At 34.0% G+C, this 16286-nt stretch carries 20 protein-coding genes; all 20 read right to left on the bottom strand.

What is annotated here, in order from left to right:
- Window positions 1–7: 7 nt before the first annotated feature.
- The 20 genes from AC3ASS_RS00225 to AC3ASS_RS00130 all read right to left on the bottom strand — a co-directional run bounded on the left by AC3ASS_RS00225 (window position 8) and on the right by AC3ASS_RS00130 (window position 16284).
- Window positions 8–781 (bottom strand): CheR family methyltransferase, encoded by a 774-nt coding sequence (locus AC3ASS_RS00225; RefSeq protein ID WP_488281481.1) that lies wholly within the window; start codon window positions 779–781, stop codon window positions 8–10.
- A 71-nt stretch (window positions 782–852) separates the two neighbouring features.
- Entirely contained in the window at window positions 853–1299 is a 447-nt protein-coding gene (ndk, locus tag AC3ASS_RS00220; RefSeq protein ID WP_488281480.1) for a nucleoside-diphosphate kinase, read from the bottom strand.
- Between the two features lie 141 nt (window positions 1300–1440).
- On the bottom strand, window positions 1441–2403 hold the full coding sequence (hepT, locus tag AC3ASS_RS00215; protein WP_488281479.1) for a heptaprenyl diphosphate synthase component II: 963 nt from the start codon (window positions 2401–2403) through the stop codon (window positions 1441–1443).
- 33 nt (window positions 2404–2436) lie between these two features.
- A complete protein-coding gene (menG, locus tag AC3ASS_RS00210) occupies window positions 2437–3141 on the bottom strand; it encodes a demethylmenaquinone methyltransferase (RefSeq protein ID WP_488281478.1) in 705 nt (234 codons plus the stop codon).
- A 4-nt stretch (window positions 3142–3145) separates the two neighbouring features.
- Window positions 3146–3889, bottom strand: a complete 744-nt coding sequence (locus AC3ASS_RS00205) for a heptaprenyl diphosphate synthase component 1 (protein WP_488281477.1) — start codon at window positions 3887–3889, stop codon at window positions 3146–3148.
- Between the two features lie 101 nt (window positions 3890–3990).
- Window positions 3991–4224: a trp RNA-binding attenuation protein MtrB gene (gene mtrB, locus AC3ASS_RS00200; RefSeq protein WP_488281476.1), complete on the bottom strand. Its 234-nt coding sequence runs from the start codon at window positions 4222–4224 to the stop codon at window positions 3991–3993.
- Between the two features lie 15 nt (window positions 4225–4239).
- On the bottom strand, window positions 4240–4809 hold the full coding sequence (gene folE, locus AC3ASS_RS00195) for a GTP cyclohydrolase I FolE (protein WP_488281475.1): 570 nt from the start codon (window positions 4807–4809) through the stop codon (window positions 4240–4242).
- Window positions 4810–5007: 198 nt separating this feature from the next.
- A complete protein-coding gene (locus tag AC3ASS_RS00190; RefSeq protein WP_488281474.1) occupies window positions 5008–5280 on the bottom strand; it encodes an HU family DNA-binding protein in 273 nt (90 codons plus the stop codon).
- 654 nt (window positions 5281–5934) lie between these two features.
- Window positions 5935–7413 (bottom strand): stage IV sporulation protein A, encoded by a 1479-nt coding sequence (gene spoIVA, locus AC3ASS_RS00185; RefSeq protein WP_488281473.1) that lies wholly within the window; start codon window positions 7411–7413, stop codon window positions 5935–5937.
- Window positions 7414–7621: 208 nt separating this feature from the next.
- The gene (locus AC3ASS_RS00180) at window positions 7622–8338 is read right to left on the bottom strand and encodes a hypothetical protein (RefSeq protein WP_488281472.1); all 717 of its coding nucleotides are present in this window, start codon (window positions 8336–8338) and stop codon (window positions 7622–7624) included.
- A gap of 17 nt (window positions 8339–8355) precedes the next feature.
- Window positions 8356–8550: a DUF2768 domain-containing protein gene (locus AC3ASS_RS00175; RefSeq protein WP_488281471.1), complete on the bottom strand. Its 195-nt coding sequence runs from the start codon at window positions 8548–8550 to the stop codon at window positions 8356–8358.
- 280 nt (window positions 8551–8830) lie between these two features.
- Window positions 8831–9868, bottom strand: coding sequence for an NAD(P)H-dependent glycerol-3-phosphate dehydrogenase (locus AC3ASS_RS00170; protein WP_488281470.1), 1038 nt, complete (start codon window positions 9866–9868; stop codon window positions 8831–8833).
- Between the two features lie 18 nt (window positions 9869–9886).
- Window positions 9887–11197, bottom strand: coding sequence for a ribosome biogenesis GTPase Der (gene der, locus AC3ASS_RS00165; protein ID WP_488281469.1), 1311 nt, complete (start codon window positions 11195–11197; stop codon window positions 9887–9889).
- Window positions 11198–11348: 151 nt separating this feature from the next.
- Window positions 11349–11534, bottom strand: coding sequence for a capping complex subunit for YIEGIA (locus tag AC3ASS_RS00160; RefSeq protein WP_488281468.1), 186 nt, complete (start codon window positions 11532–11534; stop codon window positions 11349–11351).
- Window positions 11531–12427: a YIEGIA family protein gene (locus AC3ASS_RS00155; protein ID WP_488281467.1), complete on the bottom strand. Its 897-nt coding sequence runs from the start codon at window positions 12425–12427 to the stop codon at window positions 11531–11533. The genes AC3ASS_RS00160 and AC3ASS_RS00155 overlap by 4 nt, the downstream gene beginning before the upstream one ends.
- Complete coding sequence (locus AC3ASS_RS00150) at window positions 12427–13029, bottom strand: YphA family membrane protein (protein WP_488281466.1); 603 nt, start codon at window positions 13027–13029, stop codon at window positions 12427–12429. The genes AC3ASS_RS00155 and AC3ASS_RS00150 overlap by 1 nt, the downstream gene beginning before the upstream one ends.
- Before the next feature lie 239 nt (window positions 13030–13268).
- Complete coding sequence (rpsA, locus tag AC3ASS_RS00145) at window positions 13269–14408, bottom strand: 30S ribosomal protein S1 (protein WP_488281465.1); 1140 nt, start codon at window positions 14406–14408, stop codon at window positions 13269–13271.
- Window positions 14409–14484: 76 nt separating this feature from the next.
- Complete coding sequence (locus AC3ASS_RS00140; RefSeq protein ID WP_488281464.1) at window positions 14485–15066, bottom strand: lysophospholipid acyltransferase family protein; 582 nt, start codon at window positions 15064–15066, stop codon at window positions 14485–14487.
- Window positions 15063–15743, bottom strand: a complete 681-nt coding sequence (gene cmk, locus AC3ASS_RS00135) for a (d)CMP kinase (RefSeq protein WP_488281463.1) — start codon at window positions 15741–15743, stop codon at window positions 15063–15065. The genes AC3ASS_RS00140 and cmk overlap by 4 nt, the downstream gene beginning before the upstream one ends.
- A gap of 361 nt (window positions 15744–16104) precedes the next feature.
- The gene (locus AC3ASS_RS00130; RefSeq protein ID WP_488281462.1) at window positions 16105–16284 is read right to left on the bottom strand and encodes a YpfB family protein; all 180 of its coding nucleotides are present in this window, start codon (window positions 16282–16284) and stop codon (window positions 16105–16107) included.
- Window positions 16285–16286 lie beyond the last annotated feature (2 nt).

Below are 16286 nucleotides of genomic sequence, written 5' to 3'. Positions count from 1 at the left end.
GGACCAACTACATCTTTTTATAAAAAAACGTTTCTATTGATTTTAATGAATATTGACCAGGGTTAAAAATTTGTTCTGTACTGCCAACAAACAGAACACCACCAGGTTTTAATGAATCACTAAATTGTTGGTACAATTGATCTTTTGCTTTTTCCGTAAAATAAATGAGTACATTTCTACACACTATTAAATCAAAGTTCTGTTCAAATGGATCGGCTAGTAAATTATGTTTCTTAAATTGAACTGTACGCTTAATTTCATCTGAAATTCTATATGTATTGTTATCCTTAGTAAAATATTTTTTCTTCATCTCCACTGGCAACTCATTCAATGATTTTTCTCCATATAAACCAATTTTTGCCCTAGCTAAAATATTTTCGTCTATATCAGTTGCTAAAATGGATATTTGATGCAAAGGTAGGTATTTACTTAAAATCATAGCGATTGTATAAGGTTCTTCACCAGAAGAACAAGCCGCACTCCATACTTTCAATTTTTGAGAACTTTTTAATAGATCCGGCAATATATTTTTTTCAAGTACTTCCCATCGTTTTGCATTTCGATAAAATTCTGAAACATTGATCGTCATCCGATCTAAAAATGCATATAGAAGTTTTTGATCTTGATCTAATGCATGGAAAAATTGCTTAAAAGAAGAGAATCCATTCTTCTCATATAATGATTTTAACCTTCTCTTCATTTGTGTTTCTTTATATAAAGATAAATCGATTCCAGTTTTATTCTTTATTTGTTTGATAAATAATGAATAATCATCGGACATGACCCCACCCCTATTCCCCTTATAAACTTTTATAGATTGAAATAAAACCCTGCGAGATGCAGGGCTTTTTATTAATAAATCCAATTATTGATTAATTTTGTATAATCGACTAGTTCTTCTTTTTTGAAGAATAAATTAATTTCTCTTTCTGCACTTTCAGGTGAATCAGAACCATGGATTACGTTTTTACCAACAGTTAATCCAAAATCTCCTCGAATTGTACCTGGGGCAGCATCTTTAGGGTTTGTAGATCCCATCATTTGTCGTGCTGTTGCAATAACATTTTCCCCTTCCCATACCATCGCAAATACAGGACCGGATGTAATAAATTCAACTAATTCACCGAAAAATGGACGTTCTTTATGCTCACCATAATGGGTTTCTGCCAATTCAGTTGGAATTTGCATTAATTTCGCTCCAACAAGTTTAAATCCTTTTTTCTCAAATCTGGAAACGATTTCACCAATCAAGCTTCGTTGTACACCATCTGGTTTTACCATTAAAAATGTTCTTTCCATGTAATCGCCACTCCTATTTAGTTTATTTATGTATCGTACGTTGGAACATATTCCACGAAAAATAGTACCATTGTTTTCAAAATTTATCAACTTGAATTAATATTAAAAAACAAAACCAACCTTTGATTCGGTTGGTAAAAATTAAAATTTTCGTTTACCTATAAATAAAGCAATATCTTTTAACACTTTTCTTGCACGTATATTTGGTAGTTCGTCTAAAACATTTAAAGCTTTTTGTAAATATTTATCACTAATATTTCTCGATTGTTCAATAACGTTAGTTGTTTTTATTCGGTCAATTAATCTTTTCATTTCATCTTTTGTCGTATATTCGTTAACTTTAAGAATGTCTTTTCGTAAGTCATCATCTTTCATAGCCAATAATACTGGAAGTGTAATATTTCCTTGTAATAAATCACTTCCAGCAGGTTTTCCTAAGTCTTTTTCTGTCCCAACAAAATCTAAAATATCATCCGTAATTTGAAAAGCCATTCCTACATAATAACCATATTTATATAATAGTTTATGAATTTTCTCTTCAACGCCTGAACAAATCCCACCAAGTTGACAACTAATGGCAATTAATAATGCTGTCTTACGTTTTATACGGCGGAAATAATCTTTCATCGATTGGTCAAATCGATATTTGTCCTTAATTTGTTCAATTTCTCCAAGACATACTTCAATTAACGTGTCCGCCAAAATTTTATGAGCCATTTCATTCTGAATTTTACTCATAACTTCAAGCGATAAAGCTAATATATAGTCACCAGTATAAATAGCAACTTTATTATCCCATTGAGCTTTAATCGTAGGTTTTCCACGCCGAAGCATGGAATCATCAATTACATCATCATGGACGAGTGTAGCCATATGAATAAGTTCAAGCGTTACCGCCACGTTTTTTAAAGATTCAATATTATAAGATCCAAATTGCCCACCAAGCAAAACAAAAACCGGGCGAATCCTTTTTCCCCCGGCTTGTAATAATTGCAGGGACGCCTCGTTTAATATGTTTGAGTGGGATTGAATCGAGTTTTCTATTTCTTTTTCTATGTAAGTGAGGTCTGCATTCAAATAAGAATACAACATTTTTAATTTCATATTTTCCACCTTAATTAACGATCATATTTCTTTTTATTTTGTTCCAAAATGAACGGCAGCTACCCCACCAAAATACGGCTTAAAATATACATCTTTAAATCCTGCATCTTCAAACATTTTAGCTAATTCTTTCATTCCCGGAAAGTCACGTGCCGATTCTTGTAACCAAGAATACTCTTGATAGCTTTTTGCGAATATTTTCCCAAAAAAAGGCATGATATAACGAAAATATAAATAATATAATTGCTTAAATCCAAACAAAGTTGGTTGAGATGTTTCCAAACATACGGCTTTTCCCCCGGGTTTTAATACTCTTCTCATTTCTTGTAAAACTCTCATATAATCTGGGACATTTCTTAATCCAAAACCGATGGTTACATAATCAAACGTATTATCTTCAAAAGGTAGCTCCATTGCATTGCCATAAACAAGTTCAACATTTTTCAAATTTTTATTGGCTACTTTTTCTTCGCCGATTTTTAACATGTTTTTACTAAAATCAAGTCCAATTACATGTCCTTGTTCGCCAACTGCTTCTGCTAAAGCAATCGTCCAATCTCCTGTTCCACAACATAAATCTAGAGCATGCTGCCCTTTTTGGACGTTCATTCTTTTCATTGTATCTTTTCTCCACCGTTTATGTTGCTGAAAACTAATAATGGAATTCATTTTATCATAATTTTTATATATACTTTCAAATACGCGATGTACGCGTTCCTCTTTTGATTGATGTCCCATGATCTCACCCTTTTTTTATTATGAAAGATTCATTAAGGTGTATTTTATCCAAGAATCTTTCCAAATCATTCGCAAGAGAAGAATGAATGTTTGATAGTTGCATTTTTAATGATAGTAACTGTTCGTACGAATTTTTGATTTGAAAATCTAACATTTGATAGTTTTCTGCATTCTCTAAAAGATTACGGTCCATTTCCGAATAATGGATAATTTTTTTTAAAAATAAATAATGAGTAATAAAAGCGGACCAAAGTGGAGCATTAAAATATTCACATATTTTTTGCATAATTGAAGTTTCTATTAATCGTATACTCTCTATGTATTGATCAAATGTTCGATATTCTTTCTTATATACGGACATTTTATTTTCGTTTACAATTTTAATGCCTTCCGCGAGTTTACTGATTAAAGGAATATTTGGGATTTTCGACAATAGATAATAATATAATCCGCTATAAAAATCTCCTGCCAAGACCGTTAATTGTCTAACTTTATGCGGATGATCTTCTAATGGCTCATTTGACATATCCTCATGAATATCAAGGGCGGATTGAATTAACGTTGCCGAAACCGAATAATCTTCAATCATTTTCTCTTCAATATTTTGGTTTAATAAAACCATTAACAATAAAGATAATCGGTCTTCATCAATTTTAGGTGGGATAATAAATTGTCCTAAAAAGCGATGATGAATGATTTGTTCATATCGTTGAATGACATTGGTTTTTATTGTCTCGATGTTTAGCAACGTTATCACCCTTAAAATTTATAATCCAATACTTTAATACGGCGTCATCATTATAGCATAACTTTATAATATGATAAACGATTAGCACTTAAATAAGTGTCCTATTTACCTTCACTTTCAATTTCACCATAAGATGAGACAATTTTCGCTTTCCCACGCACTTTTATGGCTGAAGTATGTTCGGTAAATTGTGCAATCATTACTTCCCCACGATCTAATTTTTCAGAATGATGAAAACGTGTGTCGGCACCTCGGGTTAAGCCAATAACATTCACGCCATCTTCTAATGCTTTAATGATTACATAATCATTTGCTTGACCTTTACTACTATTCATACCCAATCCCCCACGTTATGATTTGCGAATCAAAGATAATACTTCATTTCGAGCAACGGCATCGTCTTTAAATGTTCCTCTTACGGCAGTTGTTACCGTTTTAGACCCCGGCTTTTTTACTCCTCTCATTGTCATACACATATGTTCAGCTTCTACAACTACCATAACACCATGCGGTTCTAATTTTTCAAAAATGGCATCGGCCACGGTTGATGTAATTCTCTCTTGTAATTGTGGTCTTTTTGCTACTGCTTCGACAGCGCGAGCTAATTTACTAAGCCCCGTTACTCGTCCATTTCTAGGTATGTACGCGACATGTGCATGTCCGTAAAACGGAACAAGATGGTGTTCACACATCGAATAGAATGGAATATCTTTTACTAGAACGAGTTCTTCATGTTCTTCACTAAAAACGGTTTCAAAATATTCTTTTGGATCTTGGTTTATTCCTGAAAACATTTCTTCATACATTTTCGCTACTCTTTTTGGTGTATCTAAAACACCTTCCCTATTTGGATTGTCTCCGATGGCTTCCAATATTAAACGCACTGCGTCTTCAATTTGAGTGCGATTGATTTTAGTCATTTTTGTTCCCCCTGTTTTTCTCTTTCATTTAACAAATACAATATTAGCACATTCCGATTAAATGTAGCAAAAAATAGCGGTTTTTCTTTATTTTTTGCAATATTTTTTAAAATAATTACCGAATTGATGAAAAAAAGAAACAGGTTACTTTTATTAAAGCAACCCGTTTCTTGTAATGTTTGTCTAGTATATATGTAATTATTTTACTGCTTCTTTAAGAGCTTTCCCTGGTTTAAATGCAGGAACTTTGCTAGCAGCAATTTCGATTTCTTCTCCTGTTTGAGGATTTCGACCTTTACGAGCAGCACGCTCACGTACCTCAAAGTTTCCGAAACCAATTAATTGAACTTTATCCCCACTTTTAAGTGCGTTTAAAATGGAATCAAAAACAGCATCTACTGCTTTTGTTGCATCTTTTTTAGAAAGTTCTGTTGCTTCTGCAACTGCGTTAATTAATTCTGTTTTGTTCATGCCATTCACCTCCTCCCAAAGGGATCTTTCTTCAAATTATTGATTAATAGAACATTCATTTCTATTAAGTTTCGCTGTAAATATACGATATCGGATAATTCTGTTAAAAGAGTATCATAATCAAAACCGCTTCGCAAGGATATTTCGCTAAATTATAGGTTTTTTTTTCATATTTTCTACAGATTTAGCATATTTTTGTTTGTTATTTATACTGTTATTTCAAAATCGTTTCTTTTCATTCAACTATTTTTTATATAAGTATAATAAGATTTAAACATTCTTTTTTAATAATGTTTTAACCAAAAATGAATTTTTCTAAACATTCATTTCTTTTTTATCTCTATTATATTTTAATATAATATCGGAATTTATTTAAAGGTGCAATATAAGAACAGGTCTTAATCAAATAATCGGGTAAAAAATATAGCGTTTTTGCTTCCAGTTTTACATGAGAAATGACAAATCATTTTTTATTGGGTAGCAGTTTTTCTGAGGAATACGAAGCATGCTTTATTGAAAACCCTGTAAGTATTAAGCTTGATCAGAAAAAACAAAGGAAAACTACATACTATTCTATAATTAGTTAATCAATAAAAAATAAAAAAGACCCCTTAATGGAGTCTCTGTCTTCTTCATTGAAAGTCCAGGGATAAATTATAATATGATGGCGATTAATCCACCGGATCCTTCGTTAATGATTCTTTCCAAAGTTTCTTTCAATTTATAGCGTGCATTTTCAGGCATTAGTGCTAGTTTGGCAGAAATTCCTTCTCGGACAATGGAACTTAAACTTCTACCAAAAATATCTGAGTTCCAAATGGACAAAGGATCATCTTCGAAATCTTGCATTAAATATCTCACTAACTCTTCACTTTGTTTTTCTGTTCCGATGATTGGCGCAAATTCGCTTTCTACATCCACCTTAATCATATGGATGGACGGTGCAACCGCTTTTAGTCTTACTCCAAATCTAGAACCTTGACGGATGATTTCCGGTTCATCTAAACTCATATCTTCAAGAGATGGAGCAGCGATACCATAACCTGTTTGTTTCACCATTTTTAATGCATCGGCGATATGATCATATTCAGCCTTAGCATGAGCAAATTCTTGCATAAGTTCTAGCAAATGATCTTTTCCGCGAATTTCGACGCCAACGATTTCTTTTAAAATTTGGTCATACAATTCATCTGGTGCATGTAAATCAATTTCTGCCACACCTTGCCCCATTTCAATTCCAGCCAATCCGGCTTGTTCGATAAAGTCAAATTCAGTAAAAGATTGAACGACTCGATCAACATCTCTTAAACGCTTAATATCTTTTACTGTTTCTTTCACGGCTTCTTGATAACTTTCTCTTAACCAATGATCCTCTTTTAACACCATCACCCAGCTAGGTAAGTTAACATTCACTTCTAATACTGGGAATTCATATAACGCTTCTCGTAAAACATTTAAGACATCTTGTTCTCTCATACTTTCCACACTCATGGCAAGGACTGGGATGTCATATTTTTCTTGGAGATCTGCTCGCAATTGTTCCGTATCCGGATGATATGGATGTGTAGTATTAATAATCATGATAAACGGTTTTCCAACTTCTTTTAATTCTTGGATGACTCTTTCCTCTGCTTCCACATAATCTTTTCTTGGAATTTCCCCAATGGATCCATCAGTAGTAATAACAACCCCGATGGTTGAATGTTCTTGAATCACTTTACGTGTTCCTATTTCAGCAGCTTCATGGAACGGAATCGGCTCTTCATACCATGGAGTATTAATCATACGTGGTCCATTTTCATCCTCATATCCTTTTGCCCCAGGAACAGTATACCCAACGCAATCTACTAATCGTACATTGACCTCCAATCCTTCATCAACTTGTACGGAAACTGCTTGATTAGGCACAAACTTAGGTTCAGTCGTCATGATAGTCCTTCCTGCTGCACTTTGCGGTAGTTCGTCCTGAGCACGAGCTCTATCAGACTCATTATGAATATTTGGTAAAACGACAAGTTCCATAAACTTTTTAATAAATGTCGATTTACCGGTACGAACTGCTCCGACGACACCTAAATATATATCGCCCCCCGTACGTTCTGCAATGTCTTTGAAAATATCGACCTTTTCCAAAAAATCCCCTCCCGTTCAAATAATCATGGGATAATGATCCGTGTTGACGATTATGGACATTATATGTTTATGATGTTGTCCTATCGTATTATGACTATCAATCTAAATTTTTGTCTTTCTCCTCCGTTCCATTGATGGTACTGTCATAGGGGCAAAAAAAACCCTCTTCTTCTACAATATATTTTGAAGAAAAGGGCTTATGACTAAATTATTGAATTTCGCTCATAAATATTGGTTCACCGTCATCATTTATCGTATACGGGAGGGAATAGGCAGGAACAAATACTGAATTCTCCACTAAAAGTGGACGAATGTCATCGCCTTTTTTAAAAGATTGATTACTATTATCTATTAATTGATATAAATCAGGGCGATAATCTACGTAAATATTTCCTTCTCCAGTAATAACAAAGGAAAGATTTTGTTTTGTATATGGACTTACGACAACAGGTGGTTCTTTATACCCTAATTGTTTAAAATCAATGGAAAATACATTGTTCGCGATTTTTTCTTTGTAAGGAGGATATTTTTTAGACATCATACGAATTTTCAATTCACGTATCGTTTCAGCAATTTGTAAATCAAAAATTTTTACCGTTGGATTCGTCTCAGGGTCAACGATGACATATTGATATATTCCCCCATTTTCAAATGCATTGCTTGGCACTTCTGACATATATCGAGGAACTAAGCGGTTAAAATCTATTAAATATTTCGTATAAATATCTGTTTCGGCATCTTTATTTTTTATCGGGAGTAATCCATTCGAATTTTCTCGAAACTGATTAACCGCACTCTGAACAGACTGTATTTGATCCTCATACGGGATTTTGTTCTTAGCTAATTCATCTTCAGGATATAAACAACCGGATAGAAGAAATAATGATAACATACTTACGATTATAAATTTTACGATTCTCTTCACGTTTTCCATTCACCCTTTTACTGGATTGTCGGTCCGGAAAATACTACGACAAACATAATAAATCCTGCAACAATCATACATACATATGCAATTGTAGCAGTAATAAATCGGAAAAATCCTTTTAATTTATAACGGCTTAATAGTATTAATAAAATGGACACAAACATTAAACCCATTGCGGCAAACGATATCCACATCTTCATTAAAGCCATAAATTTATTACACCTCGTTTTACAATATGTATTCTATTTTCCATTTCTCTTACCTTCAACATTCTATCATAAAATTCTACTTTTGTACGCTTTCGTTAGATCAATAACTTGTCAAGAAAAAAGCCGAAAGAAAGCAGGGGCGTAAAGCTTTCTTTCAGCTTTAGTGACTATAAAACCCACCGACGGCCAAAAAATTTCTATTTCGATGATTATTTTATGCTTGATTCTCTACCCTCGTATCATTACAAAGCCTAATTTCGTCCTAATCTCATCAACTTTTTTATTTTTCTTCAAGGATATTCACTAAGGCTTCCATTTCATTCGTTTTTGAGCGATTCATTAATGAATCTACAGCATTTTTCGGATGAACTCCTTCAAAAAGCACTCGGTAAAGAGCTTCTGTGATTGGCATTTTCACCTCATATTTTTTAGAAAGTTGATATGCAGCTTTTGTTGTTCGAACCCCTTCAACAACCATTCCCATATTATCTAACACTTCTTCTAGTGAATGGCCTTTACCTAATAGATTTCCTGCTCTCCAGTTTCGTGAATGAACGCTAGTACAAGTTACGATTAGATCACCAATACCTGCTAAACCTGAAAAGGTTAATGGATTAGCACCCATCTTTGTACCGAGTCTTGCAATTTCCGCTAAACCTCTTGTCATTAATGCTGCTTTCGCATTATCACCATAGCCTAAGCCATCGGAAATACCAGCCGCTAAAGCAATAATATTTTTTAAGGCACCGCCAATTTCTACACCAATTAAATCATCGTTTGTATATACTCGGAAATGTTGATTCATAAATAAGTCTTGGATGCGCTCTGCCGCTTTCATGTTTTTTGAAGAAACACTAACAGTTGTTGGATGACGTAGGCTAACTTCCTCAGCATGACTAGGACCTGACAAGACGGCAATATCTTTCCTTAAAGGCTCTGGAAATACTTCTTCAATAATTTCAGAAATTCGGAGTAAAGTATTTGGCTCAATTCCTTTACTTACATGTACAATCGTAATTGGATTATTAACAACTTCTTTTACATTTCCTAATACTTCACGAATTGCTTTTGTTGGGACGGCAAGGATTATCGTATCTAATCCTTCCAATGCCTTTGAAAGATCTGAATAGCCAACAATTTGGTCTGGCAAGGCAATATTCGGCAAATATTTTTGATTCATCCTTGTACGATTAATTTCTTCAATATGTTTTGCATTATGACCCCATAAACGAACATTATGGTCATTATCTGCTAAAACTAACGCTAATGCTGTTCCCCAGCTACCTGCACCTAATACTGCAATATCTTTTGAATTCATGATTCATCCCTCTCCTATTTACTGTCTTTGGCGAGCAAATATTCTGATTGGAGTACCAACAAATCCAAAGGCGTTTCTAATTTGATTTTCAATAAATCTTTCATACGAGAAATGCAAAAGTTCCGGATCATTGACAAAAAGAACAAATGTAGGCGGTTTCACGGAAACTTGCGTTGCATAAAAGATTTTTAAACGTCTTCCATTATCTGTAGGTGTAGGATTCATGGCAATCGCATCCATTATAACATCATTTAATACATTTGTTTGCACTCTCATTGAATGATTGTCACTTACTAAATCAATCATTGGCATGAGTGTATGAATGCGCTTTTTTGTTTTAGCTGACAAAAATACGATTGGTGCATAATCTAAGAATAGAAAATGATCGCGAATTTTTGTTTCAAATTCTTTCATCGTTTTTTCGTCTTTTTCAATCGCATCCCATTTATTAACAACGATAATAACGCCTCTTCCCGCTTCGTGAGCATAACCAGCTATTTTTTTGTCTTGTTCTAAAATTCCCTCTTCTGCATTTAATACGACTAAAACGACATCAGAACGGTCAATCGCTTTTAATGCTCGTAGAACCGAATATTTTTCCGTACTTTCATAGATTTTTCCTTTTTTTCTCATTCCGGCAGTGTCAATGATCGTATATTTTCTACCATCATATTTATATGGTGAGTCAACCGCATCACGAGTTGTTCCCGCTATATCGCTTACGATTACACGTTCCTCACCTAAAATAGCGTTTACAAGTGAGGACTTCCCAACATTTGGTCGGCCGATCAGACAAAATTTTATGACATCATCTTCATATTCATTTCCTTTATTTTTCGGAAAATGTTTCACTACCTCGTCTAATAAATCACCAAGACCTAAACCATGAGTTCCGGAAATCGGGAATGGCTCTCCAAAACCTAATGAATAAAACTCATAAATATCACTTCTCATTTCAGGATTATCTACTTTATTTACAGCTAAAACGACAGGTTTATTGGAACGATATAATATTTTCGCTACTTCTTCATCCGCTGATGTTATACCTTCACGTCCGCTTGTAATAAAAATTATGACATCAGCTTCTTCAATAGCAATCTCGGCCTGTTGGCGAATTTGTTCTAAAAATGGTTCATCTCCTATATCAATACCCCCGGTATCGATAATGTTAAATTGATGATTTAACCATTCGCCCGTACTATATATCCGATCTCTAGTTACCCCTGGCACATCTTCGACAATGGAAATTCGTTCGCCAGCAATCCGGTTAAATATCGTGGACTTTCCAACATTCGGTCTTCCGACTATCGCAACAGTTGGTTTAGCCAATTTTATCACCTCTATTTTAATATCCCTAAATAAATTGTAAGTATTGATCATCACACAAAATATATGTATAAAAGAAACCCTTCCATTATAGAAGGGTTTTTAACTTTCATTAGTTTATCATTTGTTTCTAATATTTTTCAATGAAATTCTTTTAATGTTTTACAATGATATATATTTCTTCCGTTAATTCATGAGCAATGCCATCTAAAATGGCTTCTAAATTTTTGGCAATTGTATACAGTTCCTTTCGATCATCACAGTGGAACACGGCAACTCCGGAAGGAACTTTTTTTGGGTTTGTCGTAATGACAGCAAGTATCATTTTTTCAATATTCATGACGACAAACTCCCTTCCTCATTTTGTTTTCGTTTTGTAGGGAGACGTATCGCATTTTCTAATAAAGGAACCTTTCCTATTATTTCTATTGCTTTTTCAATGTCTTTCTCCTGTGGCAGGACAAAAATTCCGATTCTTCCATCATCCAAATCTCGTTTTGCCAAAGGTGCTAAGGCAGGGGTACCAGAATCACGGTAAACGCCAAGCGCTGTTGAGACATCATGTAAAATCGCTTGTCGTTGTCCAAGATTGGCAATGGTTGATCTTGCATTGAAACTTTTTGGCGTCAAAATAAACCCCATCCCGTACTTTAATACCTCTTCTTTACGTTCTGGAATTCCTATATTCATGATATAAATGTTATCAACATATAATCCTGCTCCGTCAAAATGTGGTTTGACATATTGTATATCAACAATATCTTTTAATTTTCCACCGTCCATTAATATCCTTGAAATAATTAATGCTAGTATTCCGACAATAATTGCTCCAATATAATCAAAAATGACGTAACTTAATGTTGTAACAAGAGAAGTAAAAATGACTAAATAATTCCTACTTTCAAATGCAACAGCAATACCTTCAATATATGTTTTTCCTCTAGGAACAAGCTCAAATTGATCCAATTCTGCTAAAGTGTTTCTTTCCATATTACGTACTTCTCTAAATTGAGAAGCTGCAACTGTTAAAAAGGTAATTGCAGTAAACTCTTCTTCCATAATAGCTGGTACGGCAATAGAACCAAGTCCTGAAGCAATAAAACCTAGAGCTATATGAATAATTTTTCCATGTAAATAAGTAGGGTATTGGCGATAATCCGTTCTTAACATATAAATTCTTGTTAAAGTTCCTGTTACAACACCGAATAGGATTGGATAAATATACTCATTCATTAACTATGTCTCTCCCTCTCGAAGTTATGTAATTTGGAATCGTAGAGAACTGAAAGGTTTATAATAAAGTTCCAAATGAGTAAGAACAGTATTCCTATGCTTAAAACATCTAACAAATGAAAAGAGCCAATAATATAGGAATTCGTCCACTTGGTTATCGTTATTGCAAAAATCCCCTCACCTAAAATAAATCCAATCGTACAACCAACGATTCTTTCTAACAACGTATCAAAAATGATAAGCGATAAAATGGAATATAATAGGACTTCCAACCAAAAAGTATCAAAAAGAATCCAAACAGGATCATAGAGTGAAAATAATAAATAGCTTGCATATGAAAGCATGACAATAAATACTCGAGTCATCATCGACAATAAAGTAAAGAAACGATAATCTTTTAAATAATACATACAAATAATAAGAATCCATAAAACCGAGAGATTTATAACAACATTCATGATTGACCAATGGAATGCAGTAAATATAATAACTAACAAACTATGTAAGGCAATAATTAAGCGATATGGAGAACGTTTATTCATTAAAAAGGTTGCAACAATCCATGCACTCCATAAAAACCAATAAAAAACAAATCCTTCCAATCTGTCCCCTCCTATCATTCCCATTATGGTACAGATGTATGTATTTTAGACGACATCGTTATGATTTTTATAAAATCGAAATGAAAATAAAAAAATCATTATTCTCCTATAAGGAAAATAATGATTTTTTCGGAATGAAAGAGTAGAGAGATTCGGGACTGGAAATATTTATAGACGCTCATGGTTTTAGGTCGACTTATTATTAAATTACTTTTTGAATATTTTCCCTATCCCGCTTATTATGATTCAGATTTTAATTGTTTTAATTTTTCACCAATAATTTCACTTAATTGAAAACCTTTTGTTTCTTCAGGAAGTTCATAATCAATGACTTCATCGGATTCTTCTAATTCTTTTATACTTAATGATAAACGTTTTTCTTTTTCATTTACATCTAAAACTTTTACTTGGACGATATCTCCCTCTTTTAATACTTCATGAGGAGTTTTTATATGTTTTGTAGATATTTGAGATATATGAACAAGCCCTTCAACGTGCGGAAATACTTCTACAAAAGCTCCATACGAAACGATTTTCGTCACTTTTCCTTCTAAAATAGTACCTTTTTGAACTTTATTTTCAATTCCGTCCCAAGGGCCAGGTACCATTTCTTTAATGGAAAGCGCAACTCGTTCACTATCTCGATCCACGGATAACACTTTTACTTGAACAGAGTCTCCTACATTCACCACTTCGGATGGATGATCAACATGATTATGTGACAATTGAGAAATATGTACAAGTCCGTCAATTCCACCTATATCAACAAATGCCCCAAAGTTTGTAATACGTTGGACTTTCCCTTCTAGAACATCTCCTGGTTTAATGGCACTGAGTTTATGTTTCTTCTTCTCTCTTTTTTCTTCTTCTAAAACAGCTTTATGCGATAAAATCACTCGATTTTTTTCTTTATCTAGCTCAACAATTTTAAAATCTAATGATTTTCCTACATAATCTGAAAAATCATCGATGTACTCGTCAGAAACCATAGATGCTGGAATAAATCCTCTTACTCCTACGTCTGCAACTAATCCGCCTTTAACAACTTCCGTAATCAAAGCATGTACTCGTTCACCAGATTCAAATGATTGGTAAAGTTTTTCCCATGCTTTTTCGGCATCAATTCTTCTTTTTGATAAAATTAAAGCATCTTCTTCTATTTTTATTACTTTTAATGTTAGTTCTACACCTTTAGTGACGACATCTGATGCCTTTTCTACATGAATATTTGATAATTCACTAATAGGAACGATACCGTCAACTTTACTATTTGGAATATTAACATAAACTTGCTTATCTTCTACTTTTGTAACTTGTCCGACCACAATATCTCCAATTTTGAATGGATTGACTTGTATTTGGTTCATATCCTCAGTCATTATAATTCCTCCTCGTTCGGAAATTCCTTTTTTCTAACTTCTTACAATTTGTACTATTTGTCAAGAGTATGGAAGCTTATTTATAGCGGTCCAATAGTTCTTTAATATGGGACATAATTACTTCGGTTACTTCGTCAGCGCTTTTCTTTTCCTCTCTCAATTTTGACATATCGATAGGTTTGCCATAAACGACTTTTAATTTTCGAAATATTTTATATGAACCAATGATTGCACAAGGAATGACTACCGCATCTGTTCGTAAGGCAAAAAAACCTACCCCTGCTAAACCTTTACCAATCTCTCCCGTTTTACTACGGGTACCTTCAGGAAAAATTCCTAATACTTTCCCCTCTTTTAATGTAGCTAAACCGTTCCGAAGCGCTTCTCGGTCACTCATCCCACGTTTAACAGGAAAGGCATGTAAATGCTTGACAATTGTCTTTAAAATCGGGACACGAAAGATCTCTTCTTTTGCCATAAATACGATTGGTCGTGGAAATGTTACACCTAATACGGGAGGATCAAAATTATGAATATGATTACAACATAAAAGAATCCCTTTGTCTTTCGGGATATTTTCAGTCCCAATAACCTCTATGCGATATAGAGGTTTAAAAATCGCAGATACTACTGCTTTTGCAAACGAATAAAAACTCAACGTTCCTCGACCCTTTCCTTCACAAGCATCATGATCTTTTCTACAACATCATCAATGGACAAGGATGTTGTGTCGATTTCCACTGCGTCTTCAGCTTTCTTTAACGGAGCGTTTTCACGTTCACTATCAAGACGATCTCTTCGCTCAATTTCCTTTTTCAATTGTTCTAAATCTGATTCAAATCCTTTTTCTAAATTTTCTTTATGTCTTCTAAGTGCACGTTCTTCTACGCTTGCTAATAGAAATACTTTCACTTCTGCATTTGGAAGTACATGTGTTCCAATATCTCTTCCATCCATCACAACTCCGCCATTTTTAGCTAATTGTTGCTGACGCTTTACCATTTCTTCTCGAATCGTTTTATGTTTTGATACGATGGAAACTTGATTTGTAACATCTTGCGAACGAATTTCAAGTGTTACATCTTCTCCATCAAGCAAGACAATTTGTCTATCGTCCCCTTGCTTTAATTCAATGGAAGTTTCCTGCAATAATTTTTGTAAATCATTTTCATTTTCCACATTCACGTTTTTTCTTAAAGCTTTCAAAGTCAATGCTCGATACATTGCACCTGTATCGATATAAATATATGAAAGCTTATTCGCTATAATTTTAGCAACTGTGCTTTTTCCAGCAGCAGCCGGACCGTCAATTGCTACTGATAACTTTCTTTCCATAGTTCCTCCTTGTTTGAATAAAAAATATGAAATTATTTCTCGTTTATTTTACCATAAAAATTCAATCTACTATAACTCACAAATTTTTTACAACGAACACTTTACTTGCTTCTCTGCTTATTCTTTATCTCGGTCCGAGGTCTCCCGTTCATTCGCCACTTGGCGCTCGCCTTCACTTTTCTATGTCCAGCTTCGGCTCGCAGTGGCTTGTGAACGACCCTCTCCTTCCCCTACGATAAGTCAACAGCGGCTCGTGCCTCGCCTTGTTTCCTTTATCTCAGTTCAGGAGTGTCTCCCGTTCATTCGCCACTTGGCGCTCGCCTTCACTTTTCTAATAAAAAAGCAGGGGGGGGATCCCTGCTTAGCGATTTTGGAACGTTTCGATTATTTTTGTAAAATTGTTCTCATTCACACCTTCGTATTGTGTGATCACTTTTAATTCTGGAAAAGCATTAAAATGATGAAAAATAATTTGTGAGCTGAGTAAAAAGATAAATTGAATAATAACAAGTTTTATTAAAATATTTTCAAATCGCTTCATTC

The organism is Bacillus sp. JST-5 (assembly GCF_057747715.1).
This window is presented reverse-complemented; position numbering and strand designations above follow the sequence as displayed.

Excerpts from the sequence above, each read along its gene's own strand:
- AC3ASS_RS00225 (WP_488281481.1), bottom strand. The coding sequence starts at position 781 with ATGTCCGATGATTATTCATTATTTATCAAACAAATAAAGAATAAAACT.
- ndk (WP_488281480.1), bottom strand. The coding sequence starts at position 1,299 with ATGGAAAGAACATTTTTAATGGTAAAACCAGATGGTGTACAACGAAGC.
- hepT (WP_488281479.1), bottom strand. The coding sequence starts at position 2,403 with ATGAAATTAAAAATGTTGTATTCTTATTTGAATGCAGACCTCACTTAC.
- menG (WP_488281478.1), bottom strand. The coding sequence starts at position 3,141 with ATGGGACATCAATCAAAAGAGGAACGCGTACATCGCGTATTTGAAAGT.
- mtrB (WP_488281476.1), bottom strand. The coding sequence starts at position 4,224 with ATGAATAGTAGTAAAGGTCAAGCAAATGATTATGTAATCATTAAAGCA.
- folE (WP_488281475.1), bottom strand. The coding sequence starts at position 4,809 with ATGACTAAAATCAATCGCACTCAAATTGAAGACGCAGTGCGTTTAATA.
- AC3ASS_RS00190 (WP_488281474.1), bottom strand. The coding sequence starts at position 5,280 with ATGAACAAAACAGAATTAATTAACGCAGTTGCAGAAGCAACAGAACTT.
- AC3ASS_RS00175 (WP_488281471.1), bottom strand. The coding sequence starts at position 8,550 with ATGGCTTTAATGAAGATGTGGATATCGTTTGCCGCAATGGGTTTAATG.
- AC3ASS_RS00170 (WP_488281470.1), bottom strand. The coding sequence starts at position 9,868 with ATGAATTCAAAAGATATTGCAGTATTAGGTGCAGGTAGCTGGGGAACA.
- AC3ASS_RS00160 (WP_488281468.1), bottom strand. The coding sequence starts at position 11,534 with ATGAATATTGAAAAAATGATACTTGCTGTCATTACGACAAACCCAAAA.
- AC3ASS_RS00155 (WP_488281467.1), bottom strand. The coding sequence starts at position 12,427 with ATGAATGAGTATATTTATCCAATCCTATTCGGTGTTGTAACAGGAACT.
- rpsA (WP_488281465.1), bottom strand. The coding sequence starts at position 14,408 with ATGACTGAGGATATGAACCAAATACAAGTCAATCCATTCAAAATTGGA.
- cmk (WP_488281463.1), bottom strand. The coding sequence starts at position 15,743 with ATGGAAAGAAAGTTATCAGTAGCAATTGACGGTCCGGCTGCTGCTGGA.
- AC3ASS_RS00130 (WP_488281462.1), bottom strand. The coding sequence starts at position 16,284 with ATGAAGCGATTTGAAAATATTTTAATAAAACTTGTTATTATTCAATTT.